Here is a 16,161-nt window from a genome sequence, read left to right on the forward strand (position 1 = left end):
AGACAGGGGAGATGGTTGAGATGACGGCAACGACCTACAACGACGCATCGCACGAGGGAGAGCCGACCGGCATCACACGCTGGCTGGTGACCACCAACCACAAGGACATCGGGTCCATGTACCTGTTGTTCTCGCTGGCCATGTTCCTGGTGGGCGGCGCCATGGCCCTCGTGATCCGCGCCGAGCTGTTCCAGCCCGGCCTTCAGCTTGTGGATCCGTACTTCTTCAACCAGATGACCACCATGCATGCGCTGGTGATGATCTTCGGGGCCGTCATGCCGGCGTTCACCGGGCTGGCCAACTGGATGATCCCGTTGATGGTGGGCGCGCCGGACATGGCGCTGCCGCGAATGAACAACTGGAGCTTCTGGCTTCTGCCGTTCGGCTTTGCCGTGCTGCTGTCGACGCTGTTCATGCCCGGCGGCGGACCGGCAGGTGGCTGGACCATGTACCCGCCGCTCATGCTCCAGACCGGCACCGCCTTCCCGTTCGTGATCTTCGCGATCCACGTGCTGGGGATCAGCTCGATCATGGGCTCGATCAACGTCATCGCCACCATCCTGAACATGCGCGCGCCGGGCATGAGCCTGATGAAGATGCCGCTGTTCGTGTGGACGTGGCTCATCACCGCCTATCTGATGATCGCGGTCATGCCGGTGCTGGCCGGCGCCGTGACCATGCTGCTGACGGATCAGTACTTCGGGACCACGTTCTTCAGCGCCGCGGGTGGCGGCGATCCGGTGCTCTATCAGCACATCTTCTGGTTCTTCGGTCATCCCGAGGTCTATATCCTGATCCTGCCGGCATTCGGCATCATCTCGACGATCATCCCCACCTTCGCGCGCAAGCCGCTGTTCGGCTACAGCTCGATGGTCTACGCCACGGCGTCCATCGCGTTCCTGTCGTTCATTGTCTGGGCGCATCACATGTTCACCGTCGGCATGCCGCTCGCCGGCGAGCTGTTCTTCATGTACTCGACGATGCTCATCGCGGTGCCCACGGGGGTGAAGGTGTTCAACTGGGTCTCGACCATGTGGCGCGGGGCGATGACGTTTGAAACGCCCATGCTGTTCGCGCTGGCGTTCGTGTTCCTGTTCACCATCGGCGGCTTTTCCGGGCTGATGCTCGCGATCGCGCCGGCCGACTTCCAGTACCACGACACCTACTTCGTGGTCGCGCATTTCCATTATGTGCTGGTCACCGGGGCGGTATTCGCCATCCTTGCGGCGGCCTACTACTGGATGCCCAAGTGGACCGGGCACATGTACAGCGAGCGGCTGGGGCAGTGGCACTTCTGGCTGTCGGTGGTGTTCGTGAACGTGCTGTTCTTCCCGCAGCATTTCCTCGGGCTCGCCGGCATGCCGCGCCGCATCCCGGACTACTCGGTGCAGTTCGCCGACTGGAATATGGTCTCGAGCATCGGCGGGTTCGGCTTCGGGTTCGCCCAGCTGCTGTTCGTCTACCTGCTCTACAAGTGCATCCGTGGTGGCCAGCAGGCCGAGGCCAAGGCCTGGGAAGGCGCTGACGGTCTTGAGTGGGATGTGCCCTCACCGGCGCCGCACCACACCTTCGAGACGCCACCGGTCGTCCGCTAGGGAATGATCAACCGCGAAGTCGATCGACGCACACGACGCAGGATCCGCTGGACGGTGGTCCTGCTCGTGCTGCTCGTTCTGGGCATCTATCTGGGGGTTTTCCTCGATCGTCTCTAGCGATCCGACCGGGGGAGAGGGAGAGCAGACAATGGCACAGGCACAGGGCGGGTATTACGTCCCGCATCAAAGCTACTGGCCGATCATTGGCACCATCGGCGTCACCGCCCTGGTGGTCGGGATCGCGATGTACCTCGAAGGCATGGCACTGGGGACGTGGGTGATGGGCGGTGGCGGCCTGATCACTGCCTGGTTCGTGTTCGGCTGGTTCAGTGACGTGGTCAGTGAGGGCGTCAGGGGCCTCTACAGCGATCAGGTCGACCGCTCACTGCGCTGGGGGATGATTTGGTTCATCTTCTCCGAGATCATGTTCTTCGCCGCGTTCTTCGGCGCGCTGTTCTACGCCCGGATGCTGTCGGTACCGTGGCTGTCCGGCGAAGACCCGGCCACCAGCCGCCTGCTGTGGGACTCAATGGCGCTCAACTGGCCCACCGCCGGGCCGGCCAATGCGGCCATGGAGTGGCGGCCGATGGGCCCCTGGCCGCTGCCCACCATCAACACCCTGATCCTGCTCACCTCGGGGATGACGCTGACCATCGCGCATCACGCCCTCAAGGACGACAACCGCACCAAGCTGATCGGTTTCATGTGGGCCACGGTGCTGTTGGGCACACTGTTCGTCGGCCTGCAGGCCTATGAGTACTACGAAGCCTACGTCCACCTGAATCTGCGCATGGACACCGGCATCTACGGGTCGACGTTCTTCATGCTGACCGGCTTCCACGGCATGCATGTGGTGATCGGTACACTGATGCTGCTGGTGATCACGCTGCGGTGCATGAAAGGCCACTTCGATCCCAAGTCACACTTCGGTTTCGAGGGAGCGGCCTGGTACTGGCACTTCGTCGACGTCGTCTGGCTGGGCCTTTTTATCTTCGTCTACATCCTCTAGCGCGGCTACAACGGGCTGCCGTTCGGGGCGATGGCCCCGGTCAGAAAGCCCACCAGGATCAGCACGAACAGGATGATCGACAGCGTGATGCGCACCGTCAGGGCGTTCAGCGTGCGGCGCGATTCGCCCCGGTCGCGGATGAGATAGAACAGACCCGAGCCGAGGCTCGCGACGATGACGAACAATGTGAGCAGAATCGTGATGCGAATTGCGAAATCCATGAGCTATTCCCTGTCGCTTTGCGCGCATTGTAAAGGAAGATACGGGCGGCAGCTGGCTTGATCACCGCCCGCCGGGGGATCCGCGTCGGCGGCTGGGTGTTCGCACCCGGCCCCCTGCCGACGCTGGTTTATGCGGTGCTGCTGGGGTTGCTGATCGGGCTGGGTCAGTGGCAGCTCGACCGGGCGGCGGAGAAGCGCTCGGCACTGGCTGCCAGGGCCGACGCCACGGATGCTCCGGTGATGGCGCTCAATGACCGCCCGGCGAGCCTGGCCCGCCACGAATACCGGCGGGCCACCGCCGAGGGGCGCTATGACACGGACCACCAGTTCCTGCTGGACAACCAGGTCCAGGACGGGCGTATCGGTTACCGGGTGCTGACGCCGTTGCGACTGACGGGCCGGGACGCCGCGGTGCTGGTTCAGCGGGGATTCGTGCCGATCGCCGGCAGCCGCCAGACGCTGCCCGAGCTGCCGCCGGCGGACTCGCCCGCGCGGGTCAGTGGCCGGATCGGGTCGGGGCCGTCCGTGGGCATGCGTCTGGGCGAGGCGGCGGATGGCAGCGGGGATTGGCCGCGGCGCCTGCAATACATTGATTTTGAGGCCATGAACGCGATGCTCGACTATCCGCTCAGCGACTACGTACTGGTCGAGGGATCGCTTTCCACCGACGCGGTCGCCCGGCGCAGCGATCGGGATGCCTGGCGCTTCGGGCCCGAGCGTCACCAGGGCTATGCGGTGCAGTGGTTCTCACTGGCCGCGGCGCTGACGGTGATCTGGCTGGTGGTCAATACGCGCCGGCCAACACGAGGAGAGAGCAGTTGATCGATCGACTCAAGGGCCGTTGGCAGCCGTTCGCGCTGCTGGCGGTCTTCATCCTGCCCACCGCCGCGGCCATGATCATGGTCTTCAGCGACTGGCGACCTGAATCATTCACCAACAATGGCGAGCTGGTGCAGCCCGCTGAGCAGATCAATCCCGGGCAGTGGCAGGGCGTGGTCGAGGCAGCGCCGATCCTCGCCGGCGACTGGCTGATCGTGACGCCGCAGCGCGAGTCCTGTGGCGAGGCCTGCCGCGAGCGGGTCGATCGCCTCAACCGGGTGCAGATCGCACTGGACCGCGACATTGAGCGGGTGCGCCTGGTGGTGCTGCAGCCCGAAAGCCTCGAGGATCCGGTGTTCGAACCCGTTCCCGGCATCCTCAATCTGTCGGCGGCCGATGCCGTGGTGGATCGACTGGCTGTCCACAACGGTGAACCGATGGCCGCGCATATTGTCGATTATCGCGGTTATCACGTCATGCGCTACCCCCGGCCGCTGGATGCATCCGGCCTGCTGGATGATCTGGAAAACCTCCTCAGTCTGGCCAAAGAGGAGGCCGAGCGCCGCGCCCTTGAGGAGGCTGTCAACGAATGAATCCCCATCCCTGGTTTTACCGCCTGAGTCTGTTGGCGACTGCGACGGCGCTCTGCGTCGTGGTGCTGGGTGCCTGGGTGCGGCTGACGGATGCCGGACTGGGTTGCCCGGACTGGCCCGGCTGCTATGGGCAGTGGGATGTCCCCAACACGCCCGAGGCGATCGCCGCGGCCAATGAGGCATTCCCCGATACGCCGGTGCATGTGGGCAAGGGATGGCGCGAGATGGTGCACCGTTATCTCGCCAGCGGCCTGGGCCTGCTGATCGTGGGGATGGGGGTGTTCGCCTGGCGCCAGCGGCATCGCCCCGGCCAGCCGTGGCGGGTGCCGTTGCTGTTGGTCGCGCTGGTCTGCTTTCAGGGTCTGCTGGGCGCATGGACGGTGACCTGGCAGCTCAAGCCCGCGGTGGTCACGGCGCATCTGCTGGGCGGCCTGACAACGCTGTCACTGCTCTGGTGGGTGACGCTGCGCAGCAATCGTCTGGGGGCCGGACGGCTCTCGCAGGTCCCGGGGCTGGGGGTGTTCCTTGCCGTCGGGGTGCTGGCGGCGGTCGGCCAGATCACGCTGGGCGGCTGGACAAGCACCAACTACGCGGCGCTTGCCTGTAATGAGTTTCCGACCTGCAGCCTCGGCGAGTACTGGCCGGATAATGCCGACTTTAGCGAGGGCTTTGTGCTGTGGCGCGGCCTGGGTGTGAACTACGAGTTCGGCGTGCTGGACCATCCAGCGCGCATGGCCATTCATCTGGTCCACCGCATCGGCGCCATCGCCGTCACGCTGGTGCTCGGTGGCCTGGCGTTCTGGCTGTGGCGTGCGGGCGGGCTGGGCCGCGTCATGGGCGTCGCGGTTGCCGGGGCGCTGGGTCTGCAGGTGTTGATCGGCATTGGTAATGTCATCTACAGCTTGCCGCTGACACTGGCCGTCGCGCACAATGCAGGCGCAGCGCTGCTGATGCTGGTGCTGGTCACCGCCATTCACGTCCGGCGACCCATAGCGCGATCATGAGCCGATATATCGACGCCACTTCCAACCCTGCCACGGGCGCTACGGCCGTCCTGCAGCATGCCGTCCAGCACTGGCGGGATTACTACGAGCTGACCAAGCCCGGGGTGGTGGCGCTGATGGTGTTCACCGCGCTGGTGGGCGAGCTGCTGGCGAGCCCCGGTGCCATTCCCTGGACAGCACTCACGCTGGGTAACCTGGGGATTGCGCTGGCGGCCGGCTCGGCGGCGCCGATCAACCATCTGGTCGATCGGCGCATCGATGCCCGCATGAAGCGTACCGAAGGGCGCCCGCTGCCCACCGGCGGGCTGCGCACCCGCGACGCCAGCCTGTTTGCCGGGGTGCTGGGGCTGGCGGGCCTGTCGATGCTGTACTTTCTGGTCAACCCGCTTACCGCTTGGCTGACCTTCGGCTCGCTGATTGGCTATGCGTTCATCTACACCCTCTTTCTCAAGCGTGCGACGCCGCAGAACATCGTCATCGGTGGCGCGGCGGGGGCCGCACCGCCGGTGCTGGGCTGGGTCGCGGTCACCGGCAGCATCGATCCTCATGCCCTGCTGCTGTTCCTGATCATCTTCACCTGGACGCCACCGCATTTCTGGGCCCTGGCCATTCATCGGCGCGAGGAATACGCGAGTGTAAACATCCCGATGCTGCCGGTCACCCACGGCGATCGATTCACGCGCTGGCAGATCCTTTTCTACACCGTGCTGCTTGTGGGCGTGACGCTTATGCCGTTTGCCACCGGGATGAGTGGCTGGGTGTATCTGGTGGGCGCTGTGGGACTGGGAGCGCGTTATCTGTGGTTTGGCTACGCACTGCTCGCCCGCCCCGACGACCGGTCACTACCGATGAAGTCGTTCGGCTTCAGCATTGTCTATCTGATGGCGCTGTTCGCGGTGCTGCTGCTGGACGCCTATCTGCCGGTGATCCTGGCGCCCCTGCTGGGCTGAATCACAGAATCAGCAGATCCACCGGCGAGGCATTCAGCAGCCGGGTGGTGGTGCGATAGCGCAGAGAGTGATCCAGGCCTTCGCCCTGACGCGGGGTCAGCACGATCAGATCCGCCCCCTCATGCGCCGCGATGTCCATCAGGGCAGTGGCAGTGGGGCGGGTATCCGCCTCGACCCGGATACCGACAGCCCCCAGGTCCGCATTGCGGACGAATCCTTCCAACCGCTCCCGGGCCACCGCCTGATCGTGGGCGAGCAGTCGATCGCGCGCGTCATCCGTCATTCGGCCGGTCGGCACGGCGGACTGCTCCTGAGTGCCGACCAGATGCACCACCGTCGTGGAGGTGCCGGCGCTGACGGGAGTCGCGCCCAGAGCGCGCGCCCTGGCCATGGAGCCTTCCGAGAGATCTGTGGCAAGGAGCAGCCGGCGGTAGCGCTCGACCGGAGCCGCCCGAACGACCAGTACCGGGCAGTCGGTATGGGCGATGATGCGCTCCGAGGTGCCGCCCAGGAACAGGTCACGCAGCTGGCGTTTGCGGTGGCTGCCCAACACGATCAGCGGTGTCGTGTCGTCGACGGCGGATCGGATGGCCTCATCGGGCCCCCGGCCGCTCACGACCGCGACGGAACAGGCCACACCATCCACCGTCTCGATCGTGGTGGCGAGACGCTGTAGCATAAAGTTGGCGGTGTCGCGCTGCGCATCGATCATGGCCGTCGGCTGGTCGGTATCGATGGCGTAGACGAGCTTGAGGCCGTAGCGATGCTCACGGGCCAGTAGCAGCGCCATGCGTTGCGCGCGCTCGGCACGGTCACTGAAGTCGGTCGCCAAGACAATCCGGCGCATCAGCGGGGTTCCGCGTCCTGCCGATGACGCAAACGGCCGGCGGGGAGGAGTTTGATCATGGACTTGATGCTGCATTCCGCCTTCGCGGAGGTCGCCACCCTGCTCATGCTGGCGGCGGTGGTCGGCTTTGCCGGCATCCTCCTGCGCCAGCCACTGATCGTGAGCTTTATCGCCGTTGGCATCATGGCCGGCCCCTCCATGCTCGATGTGGTGCATGCCGAGGCGCAGATTGACCTGCTTTCCGAACTCGGCATTGCCGTGCTGCTGTTTCTGGTCGGCATCAAACTGGATATCAAGCTCATTCGGTCTCTCGGCGCCGTGGCGCTGGTCACGGGGCTCGGTCAGGTGGCTTTCACCGCCGGGATCGGCTTTCTGCTTGGGCTCGCCATGGGGCTTGAGGCGGTCACCTCGCTGTACGTCGCCGTCGCGCTTACTTTCTCCAGTACCATCATCATCGTCAAGCTGCTCTCGGACAAGCGCGAGATCGATTCGCTTCACGGCCAGATCGCGCTGGGGTTTCTGATCGTCCAGGATCTGGTGGTGGTCCTGGCGATGATCGTCCTGTCCACGGTGGGGATCGGTGGTCGCGCCGATGGCGGCGGCGTTGCTGAAATCGCCATGGTGTTGCTGGCCGGCGTGGCGCTGGTCGGCCTGGTGATCCTCTTCGTCCGCTATGTGGCCAACCCGCTCAGTGCCCGGCTGGCCCATGCCCCGGAGCTGCTGGTGATCTTCGCCATTGCCCAGGCGACCGTTTTTGCCACTGTGGCCGACGTCATCGGCCTCGGTAAGGAGCTGGGCGGCCTGCTGGCCGGGGTCTCACTGGCGTCAACGCCCTACCGCGAGACCATCTCGGCGCGGCTCGCTCCGCTGCGCGACTTCCTGTTGCTGTTCTTCTTCATCTCGCTGGGCTCGACACTGGATCTTGCCTTGCTGGGGGACAGTCTGCGCGAGGCGCTGGTGTTCTCGGCCTTCGTCCTGATCGGTAATCCGCTGATCGTGCTCGCCATCATGGGGGCGATGGGCTACCGTCGGCGAACCGGATTTCTGGCGGGCCTGACGGTGGCGCAGATCTCGGAGTTCTCGCTGATTTTCATCAGCATGGGACTGGCGTTGGGTCATGTCGGTGAGCAGGCCCTCGGCCTGGTGACGCTGGTGGGGCTGATCACGATCGCGGTTTCGGTCTATATGATTACCTACTCGCACTGGCTCTACGAACACGTCGGGCGTCATCTATCGATATTCGAGCGCGCCGGGACGCCGCGTGAACCGAAGGGCAACGCGGGGGCGAGTCAGGCGGCCGCCGACGTCCTCATCTTTGGTATGGGGCGGTTTGGCACCGCCATGGCGCTGCGGCTCCAGCGCCGGGGGTTTGGAGTGATCGGCGTGGATTTTGATCCGCGTGCCATCGCACGCGCCACCAGTCTGGGGCTGCGGGCTGAATACGGCGATGCGACCGACCCGGAGTTCATCGCCTCGCTGCCCCTCGAACAGGCCCAGTGGGTGGTCAGCACGGTGCCGCGGCACCCGACGGGCCTGAGCCACGAGGACAGTCGCCACACGCTGATGCAGATCGTTCGCTCAACCCCATTCCGTGGCCAAGTGGCGGTGGCCTCGCATAACGCCCGTGAGACGGACGAACTGCTCGCCCGCGGCGCGGACACGGTCATGGAGCCTTTTCAGGACGCCGCCGATCGGGCAGTGGATCTGATCAGCGGCGCCCCGCCAACCCAGCGCACGCCCATTCCCCCGATTACCCCGGAGGATCGCGGCGACGCGGGTGACTGAGGGGCGTTCAGCCTTCGCCCGCCGCCCTGTCCAGGCCGACGTTGTTTTTCTCGAGGACGCGGTCGGCGCGATAGCTCGAGCGCACCAGCGGGCCCGAGACCACTTCGAGAAAACCCTTGCCAAGCCCGATCTCGCGGTAGCGCTCGAACTGTTCGGGCGTGACGTAGCGGTCCACCGGCAGATGATTGACCGTGGGGCGCAGGTACTGGCCGAACGTGACGATATCGACGCCGATGGCGCGCAGATCGTCCATGGTCTCGATGATCTCCTCATCGGTCTCGCCCAGGCCCAGCATCAGGCTGGTCTTGGTGAGCACGCCCGGCCGGCGCTTTTTGGCATACGCCAGTACGTCCAGCGTCTGCTGATAGCCCGCCCGCGGGTCACGGACCGGGTGGGTGAGGCGTTTGACCGTCTCAACGTTCTGGGCAAACACCTCGAGCCCCGTGTCGACCACGGTGTCGATCGCTTCGTGGCGGCCGTTGAAGTCGGGGGTCAGTGCCTCGACCGCGGTGTTGGGGTTGCGGCGCTTGATCTCGCGGATGCAGTCCGCGTAGTGCTGGGCCCCACCGTCGGCCAGATCATCGCGGTCCACCGAGGTCAGCACCACATACTTAAGGCCCATCAGTTCAACAGTGGTGGCGGCGCCATTGGGCTCGTTGTCGTCAAGCCAGCCCTTGGGGTTGCCGGTGTCCACCGCGCAGAACCTGCAGGCGCGGGTGCAGACATCGCCCATGAGCATGATGGTCGCTGTCCCGGCGCTCCAGCACTCGCCCATGTTGGGGCACATGGACTCTTCGCAGACGGTGGCAAGCTTGTGCTCGCGCACCGTGTTGCGGACCTTCTGATAGGTCTCACCGGTGGGGACCTTGACGCGCAGCCAGTCCGGCTTGTCGCCGCGCCCCACCGGCGCGGTGTCGCGCTGGGCTTTGACGCCATTTTTGATCGCGCGGATACCGTTGTCCTTGTCGACCTTCTGGCCGCTGACCACAACGGGGATGCCTTTGAGTTCGGGCATGTCCGACTCCTTGCCTCGTTCAGTCCTTGCCGTAGGGGTTGTTCATCACCGAAAACCAGTTGGCGTGCGCCCGATCGGCGTCCTCCCGGTAGGCTTCAACCTCCTCACGGGTCATTTCCTCGCGCAGACGGCCATCGCTGACCGGCCGCGGATCATATCCCTCGGTATCGTCTTTATCCTGCTTGTCTGGCCGTTCATCACTCATGACGGCACCCTCCGCATCCTGACTGTGTCATGTAAAATCCAGTATACGTTTGAAACCGGACCGCCTCCATGGCCGCTGCCTCATACCCTCATGCCCATCGTGAACTGGACCTGCGGGGACTGAACTGCCCCCTGCCCATCCTGCGCACCAAACAGGCGCTGCGGGACATGGCGGTGGGCGAATGCATCGCTGTGCAGGTCACCGACCCGCATGCGGTGATCGACTTCCGTGCCTTGTGTGACACCACTGGGCATCAGCTGTTGCATGAGACCGAGTCCGGCGATGTCCTCACATTCTGGCTTGAGAAGGGCCCCTGAGGCGCGCCAGCAGGGACTCGGCCACCACGGACAGCCGTCGGCTGAACGACGGCGCCTGATGCCAGGACAGGCTGATCAGCTCCATGCGCTCGCGCCGCTCGAGCAGCAGGTCGTCGCTGGTGCCCAGATCATCCACCAGCCCCAGCTCAAGGGCGCGCTCGCCCATCCAGTGCTCGCCGGTTGCGACGCGGTCGACGTCCATGCGTGGCCGGTAGCGGCCGATGTGGTGGCGGAACAGGTCATGCACCGCCTGCAGGGACTCGCGGAAATGCTCGCGGCCCTCGTCGGTGTTCTCGCCAAACACGGTCAGATCGCGCTTGTGCGCGCCGGCGGTGTGCAGCTCAAACTCGATGTCGTGGCGCTTGAGCAGGCCGTGGAAGTTGGGCAGCTGGCCGACCACGCCGATCGAGCCGATGATCGAGAACGGGGCGGCGACGATGCGGTCGGCCACGCAGGCCATCAGATAGCCGCCGCTGGCCGCGACCCGGTCCACCGCGATGGTCAGGCGGATATTGGCCTCGCGCAGCCGTGCCAGCTGGCTGGCCGCAAGGCCGTAGCCGGGCACCATGCCGCCGGGGCTTTCAAGGCGCAGCAGCACCTCGTCATCGCGTCGGGCGCTGGCGATGATGGCGCTCACCTCTTCGCGCAGCGAGTCGACCGCAGTGGCGCGGATGTCGCCGTCGAAGTCGAGCACGAACAACCGCGGCAGGCGACCTTCGCCATCCTGTCCGCGGCGCTTCTGGCGGCGCTCCCGTAGGCGCTGGAGCAGGTTGGACCGACGGGCGTCGGGACCGCGCTGGATGCGCCGGCTCATGGCCTCGTAGCGGCGGTTGAGGGGCTCGACCTCGAGCTGTTCGCGGTGACGACCGCGCCGCCGGCTGGTCATGCCGCCGATCATGCCCAGCACCACCGCGAACGCCGCCACCAGGGTGAGCACACGGGCCAGGAAAAGGGCATAATCCTGCAGGAATTCCATCGCGTTATCCTTTCATGAATGCCGAATACGACTGGACTGCAAGTCTACGCGAGCCAACCGATGAAAGAAGCCACCCGCCGCAGGGGAGGGGCATGAACCCACCTGGCACCGCACTCTACCGCCATCGCGGCGTCGATGTGGCGACGCTTCGCCAGCTCGATCAATGGGCGGCGGCGCCCAAGGGCACCGCCTTTCGCGCCTTCAAGCGCTGTCAGGCCGGACTGGTCGAGGAGCGGGATTTTTTTGTCGAGCCCATCGATGCCCCGTCCGATGCCGCCGCCGCGGCGCTGATCGAGCGCCTGCGCGCCGACGGCAGACTCTACCCGAGCAGCCACGTGGCCATTCTGCTGTCCCGCGCGGCCTGCTCGCGGCTACCGGTCATGCCGGGGTCTGACGGCCGATGAATACCCTGGTCACCTGGCTGCAGCCGTGGGAGCCCTCGCTGCCGGTCTTTCTGGCTTGCGCGCTGGCCGTCGGCCTGTACGCCATCGGTCTGATCCGGGGGGCCTCGCCCGGGTTCTGGCCGGCGCTGTCGTATTTCGCCGGTGTGGCGCTGATCTATGCCGTCACCCAGACCCATTATGATTACTACTCGCAGTATCTGTTCTCGGCGCACCGGCTGCAGCATCTGGTGCTGCATCACCTGGGGCCGTTCCTGATCGCACTGGCAATGCCGGCGGGCGTGCTGGCGACTGCCCTGCCGGCGCGGGTCCGGGCCTGGCCGCGGGGGCCGGCGGCACCGCTTTTCGGTGCCCTGCGCCGGGTGTATCGCGTGCTCCAGCAGCCGTTCATCGCCGGTGTGCTGTTCGTCGGGGTGATCTACTTCTGGCTGACGCCCGAGATTCACTTTGACGCCATGCTGAGCATCGACCTGTACTGGTTCATGAACTGGACGATGCTGCTCGACGGGCTGCTGTTCTGGTGGCTCATTTTCGAGCGCAGTGATCAGGCCGTCACACCCCGCCTGAGCCCCGGTCGGCGCATTCTGCTGCTGGCGCTGATCATGCCGCCGCAGATCGCCTTGGGGGCGTACATCACATTCAGCGGCCAGAATCTGTTCGAAATCTACGATGTCTGCGGCCGCGCGTTTCCCATCGATCCGCTGCTTGATCAGCAGATCGGCGGCCTGATTACATGGATACCGGCGGCAATGATGAGCGTGATGGCTGCCATCATCGTCCTCGCATTCCGTCTGCACGGGAGGGAATCGGATGCCTGAGCACCCCAGAAAACGTCGCTGGCCGGGCCCCGCGCTGGTTGTGATGATGGCTGCGCTGCTGAGCGCCTGCGGCGGCAGTGGCTATCAGACCAAGGGCATCGAGGGGCTGCTGCCGGATCTCGCCTTCCGCCTGACCAGTGAGACTGGCGAAACGCTGACCGCCGCCGATCTGCGGGGCGCGCCCACGGTGGTGTTCTTCGGCTTCACCCATTGCCCCGATGTCTGTCCCACGGCCATGGCGCGGATTGCGGCGGCCACGGAGGCGGCCGGCGAGAGCCTCGACGGCGATCTGCAGGTGCTGTTCGTCTCGGTGGATCCCGGCCGGGATACGCCCCAGCGGCTTGCCGACTACACGGACTTTTTCAGTGACCGCGTCACCGGCGCCACGGCACCGGTGGAGCGACTCCGCGAGCTCACCAAGCGCTACCGCGCCACCTTCGGCTACGGCGAGCCCAATGAGTTCGGCGACTACAACGTCTCGCACTCGAGCGCGATGTACGTGTTTGATGCCGAGGGTCACGCCCGGGCGCTGTTCCGCCCGAGCGACAGTGTGACGGGAATGGCCGCGGATCTGCGGCGCATCGCCCGGGGTTAGCCCGGGGTCAGCTCGGCGCGCTCAGTCCTCGAACAGGTCCTTGTCGGTGACCGCGCCGTAGGACGCCGAGCTGACCAGCCGGGCGAACTTGCCCAGCACGCCGCGGCGGTAGTTCGGCGGCCGGGGGCTCCACCGGGCGCGGCGCTCAGCGAGTGTGGCCTCGTCGATCTGCACCTCGAGCAGGTTCTGGTCGGCATCGATGATCACCGTATCGCCTTCCTCGACCAGGGCGATGTTGCCGCCGGCCGCCGCCTCGGGGGCGACATGGCCGACGACCATGCCGTAGGTGCCACCGGAGAACCGCCCGTCGGTGATCAGGCCCACGGCGTCACCCAGCCCGCGGCCGATGATCGCCGAGGTCGGCGCCAGCATTTCGCGCATGCCGGGGCCGCCACGCGGGCCCTCGTAGCGGATGATGAGGACATCGCCGGCCTGGATCCGGTCGGCGAGGATCGCATCCATGGCCAGCTCCTCGGAATCGAACACCCGAGCGGGGCCTTCGATGCGGCGCTTTTTAATGCCACTGACCTTGGCGACGGCGCCCTCGTTGGCCAGGTTGCCGCGCAGGATCGCGAGATGGCCCTCGGCATACACCGGGTTGTCGAAGTCGCGGATGATGTCCTGATCCGGCGACGGCGTGGCGGGGACCGACTCCAGCAGCTGCTCGATGGTCTGTCCGGTGATGGTCATGCAGTCTCCATGCAGCAGCCCATTCGCCAGCAGCATTTTCATGACCTGGGGGGTGCCGCCAACGGCGTGGAATTCGCTGGTGACATAGCGCCCCGAGGGCTTCAGATCGCAGAGCACCGGCACGCGCTGGCGGATCCGCTCGATATCGTCGATGGAGAATTCCACCTCGCAGGCGCTGGCGATACCCAGCAGGTGGAGCACGGCATTGGTCGAACCGCCCAGTGCCATAACCACGCTGGCGGCGTTCTCGAAGGCCTTGCGGGTCATCAGGTCGCGGGGCAGGCGCTGGTGGTGGATGGCATCCACCAGCACCTCGGCGGCGCGTGCCGCCACGTCCCGCGCCTCGTCGTCCTCGGCCGAGACCGTGCTCGAGCCCATCAGGCTCATGCCCATTGCCTCGAAGGCGCTCGACATGGTGTTGGCGGTGAACATGCCGCCACACGAGCCGGCGCCCGGGCAGGCGTTCATTTCCACGCCCTTGAGGTCCTCATCCGAGAGGTTGCCGGCGGCGGACTGGCCCACCGCCTCGAAGGCGCTGACGATGGTCAGGTCCTGGCCTTTGTAGTGGCCCGGCTTGATGGTGCCGCCATAGACGAAGATCGCGGGGATGTTCAGCCGGGCGATGCCGATCATCGCCCCGGGCATGTTCTTGTCGCAGCCGCCGGTGGCGAGAATGCCGTCAAGGCTCTGGCCGTTGCAGACGGTTTCGATGGAATCGGCGATCACTTCCCGCGAGACCAGCGAGTACTTCATGCCCTCGGTGCCCATGGAAATGCCATCGGAGATGGTGATGGTGCCAAAGCTAACCGGCATCGCACCGGCGGCACGCAGCGCGTCGCTGGCGCGCTCGGCCTGGGCGCCGATGCCCATGTTGCAGGGCGTGATGGTGCTATGGGCATTGCCCACGCCGACGATGGGCTTTGCGAAGTCCTCGTCGGTAAAGCCGGCGGCCCGCATCATCGCGCGGTTGGGGGTGCGGGCACGTCCTTCGGTAACGGCGCGGCTGCGGCGGTTGTCGGCCATGGTGATTCCTTGATGATGGGTAGTGATCGGTCAACCGACAAAATACGAAACTCCGGGGCGGGTGGCAATCGTCGCCACGCCCTGCAATGGCATACTCTGCAATTGAGGAAAGCGACAGGGCAGGCAAGGGGCGGTGACAACGCCGAGTATCCGTTACGAGGCCGATCTGGCCGGCGGTGATTTCGTCGACGATCCGGCGCAGCGCGCCGCGGTGGAGGCGCTGGATGCCCTTCAGGCGGCGCTGCAGGACCAGCCGCCGCCGGCCACCGGCCTGCGCGGCTGGTGGCAGCGTCGCCGCGGCGCTGCCCCCGCCGCGGTGTCGGGGCTCTATCTGTGGGGCGGGGTGGGCCGCGGCAAGACCTATCTGATGGACACCTTCTATGAATGCCTGCCCGCCTCCATCCCCCGGCGCCGGGTGCATTTCCACCGCTTCATGCAGTCCGCCCATTACCGTCTGCGCTGGCTGCGTGAACAGCCGGATCCGCTGCGCACCCTGGCCGCTGAATGGGCCGGCGAGGCGCGGGTGCTCTGCTTTGACGAGTTCTTCGTCAGCGACATCGCCGACGCGATGATCCTCTCGGGACTGCTGCATGGGTTGATCGACGAGGGCGTGACGCTGGTGGCCACCTCGAACCTGCCGCCGGACGGGCTCTATCCGGGCGGTCTCCAGCGTGATCGCTTCCTGCCCGCCATCGATCTGCTGGAGCGCCATCTGCAGGTGATGAACGTGGATGGTGGCACCGACTATCGCCTGCGGCTGCTCAGCCGCGCACCGGTCTATCATGTGCCCGCGGACGCGCATGCCCGCACCGCCCTTGCCGAGACCTTCGAGCGCCTCAGCCCCGAGCGTGATCATGAAACCGATGGACTGGCCATCAACCAGCGCGACATCCCGGTGCTGGCCCTTGGCGACGGCGTGCTCTGGGTGCGCTTCGGTGCCTTGTGCGAGGGGCCGCGCAGCGCCGATGACTATGTCGAGATCGCCCGTCGCTTTCACACCGTGCTGATCTCGGACGTGCCGATTATGGATCGCGACCGCGAAGACGCGGCGCGGCGCTTCGCGGCGATGGTCGACGAGTTCTATGATCGCGGCGTCAAGCTGATCATCTCCGCCACCGCCGAGCCTGAATGGCTGTACCGCGGCCGGCACCTGCATTTTGAGTTTCGGCGCATCATTTCGCGTCTGCGCGAGATGCAGTCCCGGGAGTATCTGGCCCTGCCCCACCGGCCCTAGGGTTTTCCCCAGACCCTGTGGACAAGTCTGTGGAGGAACCCGGGGATGAATGCCGGACAGGCCC

18 protein-coding genes are annotated in these 16,161 nt (G+C 65.7%); 12 read left to right on the top strand and 6 right to left on the bottom strand.

The window, feature by feature from the left end:
• Positions 1-20: 20 nt before the first annotated feature.
• The gene (gene ctaD, locus BBH56_RS00620) at positions 21-1,595 is read left to right on the top strand and encodes a cytochrome c oxidase subunit I (RefSeq protein WP_110882575.1); all 1,575 of its coding nucleotides are present in this window, start codon (positions 21-23) and stop codon (positions 1,593-1,595) included.
• Positions 1,596-1,743: 148 nt separating this feature from the next.
• Positions 1,744-2,604 (top strand): cytochrome c oxidase subunit 3, encoded by an 861-nt coding sequence (locus BBH56_RS00625; RefSeq protein ID WP_144347092.1) that lies wholly within the window; start codon positions 1,744-1,746, stop codon positions 2,602-2,604.
• A 5-nt stretch (positions 2,605-2,609) separates the two neighbouring features.
• Here the strand turns inward: BBH56_RS00625 and BBH56_RS00630 are convergent, their stop codons facing one another.
• Positions 2,610-2,825 (bottom strand): twin transmembrane helix small protein, encoded by a 216-nt coding sequence (locus tag BBH56_RS00630; RefSeq protein ID WP_144347093.1) that lies wholly within the window; start codon positions 2,823-2,825, stop codon positions 2,610-2,612.
• A 57-nt stretch (positions 2,826-2,882) separates the two neighbouring features.
• On the opposite strand from BBH56_RS00630, the gene BBH56_RS00635 reads away from it, so the two are divergent.
• Genes BBH56_RS00635 through cyoE form a run of 4 tightly spaced genes read left to right on the top strand, consistent with a single transcriptional unit; the run spans position 2,883 to position 6,191 of the window.
• Positions 2,883-3,647, top strand: coding sequence for an SURF1 family protein (locus BBH56_RS00635; protein WP_157809036.1), 765 nt, complete (start codon positions 2,883-2,885; stop codon positions 3,645-3,647).
• On the top strand, positions 3,644-4,237 hold the full coding sequence (locus BBH56_RS00640) for a hypothetical protein (protein WP_148121594.1): 594 nt from the start codon (positions 3,644-3,646) through the stop codon (positions 4,235-4,237). Before BBH56_RS00635 ends, BBH56_RS00640 begins: the two co-directional genes overlap by 4 nt.
• Positions 4,234-5,241: a COX15/CtaA family protein gene (locus BBH56_RS00645; RefSeq protein ID WP_148121595.1), complete on the top strand. Its 1,008-nt coding sequence runs from the start codon at positions 4,234-4,236 to the stop codon at positions 5,239-5,241. The genes BBH56_RS00640 and BBH56_RS00645 overlap by 4 nt, the downstream gene beginning before the upstream one ends.
• The gene (gene cyoE / locus BBH56_RS00650) at positions 5,238-6,191 is read left to right on the top strand and encodes a heme o synthase (RefSeq protein WP_148121596.1); all 954 of its coding nucleotides are present in this window, start codon (positions 5,238-5,240) and stop codon (positions 6,189-6,191) included. Before BBH56_RS00645 ends, cyoE begins: the two co-directional genes overlap by 4 nt.
• Position 6,192: 1 nt before the next feature.
• Here the strand turns inward: cyoE and BBH56_RS09535 are convergent, their stop codons facing one another.
• Positions 6,193-7,038 (bottom strand): universal stress protein, encoded by an 846-nt coding sequence (locus BBH56_RS09535; protein ID WP_198515226.1) that lies wholly within the window; start codon positions 7,036-7,038, stop codon positions 6,193-6,195.
• A gap of 57 nt (positions 7,039-7,095) precedes the next feature.
• Between BBH56_RS09535 and BBH56_RS00665 the strand changes: the two genes are divergently transcribed.
• Positions 7,096-8,823, top strand: a complete 1,728-nt coding sequence (locus BBH56_RS00665) for a cation:proton antiporter (protein WP_198515227.1) — start codon at positions 7,096-7,098, stop codon at positions 8,821-8,823.
• Between the two features lie 7 nt (positions 8,824-8,830).
• On the opposite strand, the gene lipA is transcribed toward BBH56_RS00665, so the two are convergent.
• Positions 8,831-9,838, bottom strand: coding sequence for a lipoyl synthase (gene lipA / locus BBH56_RS00670; protein WP_148121597.1), 1,008 nt, complete (start codon positions 9,836-9,838; stop codon positions 8,831-8,833).
• 19 nt (positions 9,839-9,857) lie between these two features.
• Complete coding sequence (locus BBH56_RS00675; protein ID WP_110882401.1) at positions 9,858-10,043, bottom strand: hypothetical protein; 186 nt, start codon at positions 10,041-10,043, stop codon at positions 9,858-9,860.
• A 68-nt stretch (positions 10,044-10,111) separates the two neighbouring features.
• Between BBH56_RS00675 and BBH56_RS00680 the strand changes: the two genes are divergently transcribed.
• Positions 10,112-10,360, top strand: a complete 249-nt coding sequence (locus BBH56_RS00680; RefSeq protein ID WP_148121598.1) for a sulfurtransferase TusA family protein — start codon at positions 10,112-10,114, stop codon at positions 10,358-10,360.
• On the opposite strand, the gene sohB is transcribed toward BBH56_RS00680, so the two are convergent.
• On the bottom strand, positions 10,332-11,336 hold the full coding sequence (gene sohB / locus BBH56_RS00685; protein WP_148121599.1) for a protease SohB: 1,005 nt from the start codon (positions 11,334-11,336) through the stop codon (positions 10,332-10,334). The genes BBH56_RS00680 and sohB overlap by 29 nt on opposite strands.
• A 92-nt stretch (positions 11,337-11,428) precedes the next feature.
• On the opposite strand from sohB, the gene BBH56_RS00690 reads away from it, so the two are divergent.
• Genes BBH56_RS00690 through BBH56_RS00700 form a run of 3 tightly spaced genes read left to right on the top strand, consistent with a single transcriptional unit; the run spans position 11,429 to position 13,150 of the window.
• Positions 11,429-11,740: a hypothetical protein gene (locus BBH56_RS00690; protein WP_148121600.1), complete on the top strand. Its 312-nt coding sequence runs from the start codon at positions 11,429-11,431 to the stop codon at positions 11,738-11,740.
• On the top strand, positions 11,737-12,555 hold the full coding sequence (locus tag BBH56_RS00695) for a cytochrome c oxidase assembly protein (RefSeq protein ID WP_110882405.1): 819 nt from the start codon (positions 11,737-11,739) through the stop codon (positions 12,553-12,555). The genes BBH56_RS00690 and BBH56_RS00695 overlap by 4 nt, the downstream gene beginning before the upstream one ends.
• Complete coding sequence (locus tag BBH56_RS00700) at positions 12,548-13,150, top strand: SCO family protein (protein ID WP_110882406.1); 603 nt, start codon at positions 12,548-12,550, stop codon at positions 13,148-13,150. Before BBH56_RS00695 ends, BBH56_RS00700 begins: the two co-directional genes overlap by 8 nt.
• A gap of 21 nt (positions 13,151-13,171) precedes the next feature.
• On the opposite strand, the gene ilvD is transcribed toward BBH56_RS00700, so the two are convergent.
• Positions 13,172-14,863, bottom strand: coding sequence for a dihydroxy-acid dehydratase (gene ilvD, locus BBH56_RS00705; RefSeq protein ID WP_144347103.1), 1,692 nt, complete (start codon positions 14,861-14,863; stop codon positions 13,172-13,174).
• Positions 14,864-14,996: 133 nt separating this feature from the next.
• Here ilvD and zapE point away from each other — a divergent pair, with 133 nt between their 5' ends.
• Positions 14,997-16,097, top strand: a complete 1,101-nt coding sequence (zapE, locus tag BBH56_RS00710) for a cell division protein ZapE (RefSeq protein WP_148121601.1) — start codon at positions 14,997-14,999, stop codon at positions 16,095-16,097.
• The last annotated feature ends 64 nt before the right edge of the window (positions 16,098-16,161 follow it).

The organism is Spiribacter roseus, assembly GCF_002813635.1.
Classification (GTDB): Bacteria; Pseudomonadota; Gammaproteobacteria; order Nitrococcales; family Nitrococcaceae; genus Spiribacter; species Spiribacter roseus.

What these genes read in the sequence shown, in the direction of transcription:
- ctaD (WP_110882575.1), top strand. Translation starts at nt 21, where the DNA reads ATGACGGCAACGACCTACAACGACGCATCGCACGAGGGAGAGCCGACC.
- BBH56_RS00625 (WP_144347092.1), top strand. Translation starts at nt 1,744, where the DNA reads ATGGCACAGGCACAGGGCGGGTATTACGTCCCGCATCAAAGCTACTGG.
- BBH56_RS00630 (WP_144347093.1), bottom strand. Translation starts at nt 2,825, where the DNA reads ATGGATTTCGCAATTCGCATCACGATTCTGCTCACATTGTTCGTCATC.
- BBH56_RS00645 (WP_148121595.1), top strand. Translation starts at nt 4,234, where the DNA reads ATGAATCCCCATCCCTGGTTTTACCGCCTGAGTCTGTTGGCGACTGCG.
- cyoE (WP_148121596.1), top strand. Translation starts at nt 5,238, where the DNA reads ATGAGCCGATATATCGACGCCACTTCCAACCCTGCCACGGGCGCTACG.
- BBH56_RS09535 (WP_198515226.1), bottom strand. Translation starts at nt 7,038, where the DNA reads ATGCGCCGGATTGTCTTGGCGACCGACTTCAGTGACCGTGCCGAGCGC.
- BBH56_RS00665 (WP_198515227.1), top strand. Translation starts at nt 7,096, where the DNA reads ATGGACTTGATGCTGCATTCCGCCTTCGCGGAGGTCGCCACCCTGCTC.
- lipA (WP_148121597.1), bottom strand. Translation starts at nt 9,838, where the DNA reads ATGCCCGAACTCAAAGGCATCCCCGTTGTGGTCAGCGGCCAGAAGGTC.
- BBH56_RS00675 (WP_110882401.1), bottom strand. Translation starts at nt 10,043, where the DNA reads ATGAGTGATGAACGGCCAGACAAGCAGGATAAAGACGATACCGAGGGA.
- BBH56_RS00680 (WP_148121598.1), top strand. Translation starts at nt 10,112, where the DNA reads ATGGCCGCTGCCTCATACCCTCATGCCCATCGTGAACTGGACCTGCGG.
- sohB (WP_148121599.1), bottom strand. Translation starts at nt 11,336, where the DNA reads ATGGAATTCCTGCAGGATTATGCCCTTTTCCTGGCCCGTGTGCTCACC.
- BBH56_RS00690 (WP_148121600.1), top strand. Translation starts at nt 11,429, where the DNA reads ATGAACCCACCTGGCACCGCACTCTACCGCCATCGCGGCGTCGATGTG.
- BBH56_RS00695 (WP_110882405.1), top strand. Translation starts at nt 11,737, where the DNA reads ATGAATACCCTGGTCACCTGGCTGCAGCCGTGGGAGCCCTCGCTGCCG.
- BBH56_RS00700 (WP_110882406.1), top strand. Translation starts at nt 12,548, where the DNA reads ATGCCTGAGCACCCCAGAAAACGTCGCTGGCCGGGCCCCGCGCTGGTT.
- ilvD (WP_144347103.1), bottom strand. Translation starts at nt 14,863, where the DNA reads ATGGCCGACAACCGCCGCAGCCGCGCCGTTACCGAAGGACGTGCCCGC.